This window comes from Nonomuraea sp. MG754425 (assembly GCF_021699195.1).
In the GTDB taxonomy this organism is placed as follows: Bacteria; Actinomycetota; Actinomycetes; order Streptosporangiales; family Streptosporangiaceae; genus Nonomuraea.
In genome coordinates, this window is sequence record NZ_SSXE01000363.1 from 1 (window position 1) to 3,809 (window position 3,809).

2 protein-coding genes and 1 pseudogene are annotated in these 3,809 nt (G+C 74.0%); 2 read left to right on the forward strand and 1 reads right to left on the reverse strand.

Annotated features, from left to right (window positions below; all coding sequences use genetic code 11):
* Positions 1-45: 45 nt before the first annotated feature.
* A complete protein-coding gene (locus tag FAF44_RS52430) occupies positions 46-846 on the forward strand; it encodes a carbohydrate ABC transporter permease (RefSeq protein ID WP_237110992.1) in 801 nt (266 codons plus the stop codon).
* 64 nt (positions 847-910) lie between these two features.
* Positions 911-3,280 (forward strand): annotated as a pseudogene (locus tag FAF44_RS52435) (sugar-binding protein); the annotation flags it as partial.
* Between the two features lie 367 nt (positions 3,281-3,647).
* Here the strand turns inward: FAF44_RS52435 and FAF44_RS56585 are convergent.
* Positions 3,648-3,773: a hypothetical protein gene (locus FAF44_RS56585; RefSeq protein ID WP_368857803.1), complete on the reverse strand. Its 126-nt coding sequence runs from the start codon at positions 3,771-3,773 to the stop codon at positions 3,648-3,650.
* Positions 3,774-3,809 lie beyond the last annotated feature (36 nt).

Here is a 3,809-nt window from a genome sequence, read left to right on the forward strand (position 1 = left end):
GCGGGAGGGCCTCGTGATCTCACGTCGCGCCGGTGGGAGGGCCTCGTGATCTCGCGTGGGGAGCGGGTGGCCAACTACGTCATCCTGTCGGCGTTCGCCGCCTTCGCCCTCTACCCGATCGTGGTGATCCTGGCGGCCGCGCTCGGTCCCGCCGACAGCGGCGACACGGCCGGCCTCGCGAACTTCGCCGCGGCCTGGGAGGCCGGCCGGTTCGGCTCGTACCTGCGTACCAGCCTGGCGGTGTCGGTGTTCGTCGTGGTCGTCAGCGTCGTGTTGTCGATCATGAGCGGGTACGCGTTCGGCACCATGCGCTTTCGCGGCCGGTCCCTGCTGTTCTACCTGTTCATGCTCGGGATCATGATGCCGAGCGAGGCCGTGGCCGTGCCGCTCTACTTCGACCTGCGCTCGCTGGGGCTGATCGACACGTTCTGGTCGATCACGCTGCCTCAGGTGGCGTTGTCGGTGGCGTTCGGCACGTTCTGGATGCGGGCGTACTTCCTGGCCTCCAACCGGGCGATCGTCGAGGCGGCCCGCATCGACGGCGCGTCGAGCTGGCGCATCCTGTGGCAGGTCCTGCTACCGGCGGCCCGGCCCGCGATCGTCACGCTGATCGTCCTGGTGTTCATGTGGACGTGGAACGAGTTCCTCATCCCGCTGATCATGGTGACCAGCGAGTCGCTGCGTACGGCGCCGCTGGGACTGGCCTTCTTCCAGGGGCAGTACACCTCCGGGTTCACCCTGCTCGCGGCCGGTTCGGTCATTGTGGCCACGCCGGTCGTGATCTTCTACCTGTTCCTGCAGCGCCACTTCGTCCGCGGGCTGCTCCAGGGGGCGGTCCGCGAGTAGAACGGGAGGTTCGATGCACCTCAGGGCTCTCCGCCGAGGTCGTCCGGCGGCGATGGCCGTCGCGATGGCGCTCGCGCTCCTGCCCTCCGCACCAGCCGTGGCCGCCGCCGCGTCACCGTCGGCCACGGCCGGGGGAGCCGCCGCTCCCGTCGATCTCGACGCGCTGTTCGTCGGCGCGCACCCCGACGACGAGGCGTTCACGCTCTCGACGCTCGGCCAGTGGAAGGAGGACCACGACGTCCGCACCGGCGTGGTCACCGTCACCAGGGGCGAGGGCGGCGGGAACGCCGTCGGCCCGGAGGAGGGCCCGGCGCTCGGGCTGCTGCGCGAGGCCGAGGAGCGCACGGCGGTGGGGAAGGCGGGCGTGAGCGAGGTGTTCAACCTCGACGACGTCGACTTCTACTACACGGTGAGCGCGCCGCTGACCGACCGGGTGTGGGGTGGCGACACCCTGGAGAAGGTCGTCCGGCTCGTGCGCCAGACGCGTCCCGAGATCCTGCTCACCATGGACCCGGCGCCCACGCCGGGCAACCACGGCAACCATCAGGAGGCCGCCCGGCTGGCCGTCGAGGCGTTCTACGCGGCGGGCGACCCGAAGGCGTTCCCCGAGCAGATCAGCCGTGAGGGGCTGCGTCCCTTCGCGCCGGCGCGCCTGCTGACCGGCGGGGCGCGCGGCACCTCGCAGACGGGCCCGGCCTGCGCCTCGACGTTCCGGCCCGCCAACGCGGCGCAGAACGCGTTCGGCGTGTGGAGCGGGCGCGCCTCGACCGGCCTGGGCCGGACGTGGGCGGCCGTGGAGCGCGACGCGCAGCGCACGTACGCCTCGCAGGGCTGGGCCGGCTTCCCCGACGTGCCGTCCGATCCCGCCCAGCTCGGCTGCGACTTCTTCACCCAGGTGGACGCCCGGGTGCCGTTCCCCGCGCCGGGCAGCCCGGCCGCCGCGGCCCCGACGGCCATCCTCGACGGCGCGCTGACCAGGGCCGCCGGCACGGCCCCGCTCGGCACCCGGCTCGGGCTGCGGACGGGCTCGTTCGACGTCCGGCCCGGCACGCCGTTCACGGTCGAGGTCACGGCGACGGCACCGCCGGGCGAACCGCTCGGCCGCTCGTCGGTCACGCTGAGCGTCCCGGAGGGCTGGCAGGTCAGCCCCGCACCAGGCGATTCCGCCGCCGATCAGAGCGCCCCTGCCACAGGCGACCCTGCCACAGGCGACCCCGCCACGGGCGAGCCAGGCACCGGAGCCAGGGCGCCGGGTTCCGGCAAGCCGGGTTCGGGTGAGCTGGGTTCGGGTGAGCTGGGTTCGGGTGAGCTGGGTTCGGGTGAGCTGGGGAGGCTGGCTGCCGGGCGGAGCGGTTCGGCGACGTTCACGGTGACCCCGCCGCGGGATGCGGCCCTCGGCCGGGCGCGCGTCGCCGCGACGCTCACCACCGAACGGGGCGGCGGCTACACCGACCGGCAGGTGGAGGTCGGACGGTCCGTGCGGGGCGCGCAGCAGCCGCTCCCCCAGGTGGCCCAGTACGAGAAGTGGACCTCCGAGGTGGGCGCGCCGCAGTTGCGCGGCCTGGTCACCCCCGTGCTCACTCTCCCGTCGGGCGGCACCAGGCAGGTCGGCGTCGCCGTCACGAACGTCAGCGACGCGCCCGCCTCGGGCACCGTCCGCCTGGACCTCCCGTCGGGCTTCACCGCCGACCGCGCGGAGGCGGAGTACAGCGGGCTGGCTGCGGGCGCGACGACGACGCTGCCGTTCACCGTCACCAACTCCGACCCCACGTTGAAGACCTCCAACGAGGGCGGCGACTACGCCTACACCCTCACCACCTCAGGCGCGGACGGCTCCACCACCAGCCGCCCCGCCCTGGAGCTGGTCCCGGCCGCCTCGGTGCCCGAAGCTGCCGCGGCCCCCGACGTGGACGGCGCGGAGACCGACGGCGAGTACGGCGGCCCCGCCCTCGACATCTCCCGCCTGTGGGAGGGCACCGCCTGCTCCTCGGCGGCCGACTGCTCCGGCACGGCCAAGCTCGCCTGGCACGACGACACGCTGTACGTGCTGGTCCACGTCCGGGACGACGTTCTCGGCACGCGGCTTGCCGCCTCCGACTGCAAGCGGCACTGGCGTACCGACTCGGTGGAGGTCACCCTCGATCCGCGCGGCACGTCCGAGAACACCTCCACCACCTTCAAGGCCGCCGTCCTGCCGGTGACCGCCGAGGGGCCGCCCTGCCACCTCCGCGACGCCGACAACCGCCAGGGCCCCGGCGGGCAGACCGCGCCGGGCATGCGGGTGGCCTCCAAGGTCGCGGCCGGGGCGTACACGGTGGAGATGGCCATCCCCATGGAGATCCTGCCCGGCGCCGTCGATCCCGAGCACCTGGGGCTGAACATCCTGGTCTACGACTCCGACACCCAGGACAGAACCGGCCAGACCCGGATCGGCTGGTCGACGTGGGGCGGTGTGCAGGGCGACCCGTACCGCTGGGGCGTGGCCACCCTGCCCGGCTACCGGCCGCCGCCGGACCGCCCGGTCACCCCGCCCGACCCGGTGATCCCGGACACGGCCCTGTCGAGCCTGGACTCGCCGCAGTCGCTGGAGCAGTCGGTACGGGTGCACGTTCCGCCGGCCGGCGGGGCCGCGGCCCGGGCTTCGGAGACCGGCCAGGTCGTCTCCGCCTCCGGTGGCCGTGACGCGGTGCGGGTCACCCTCCGGGCCGCGGCGCGCGGCGAGGCGCACCTGTTCGTCCGGGACGCGCGGGGCACGGCGGGCAGCCGTGTCGTGACGGTGTCCGGCAAGGGCACGACCACCGTCACCGTGCCGCTGACCCGCGCCCTGGCCGAACGGCCGACGGTGGTGACCGGCTGGCAGGCCCCCGGCGGCGGAGCCGTTCGTACAGCGCCAGCGCCTCGGCCTGCCGTCCGCACCGATCGAGCACGACCAGCAGCCGCTCCCACAACGACTCGCGCAGCGG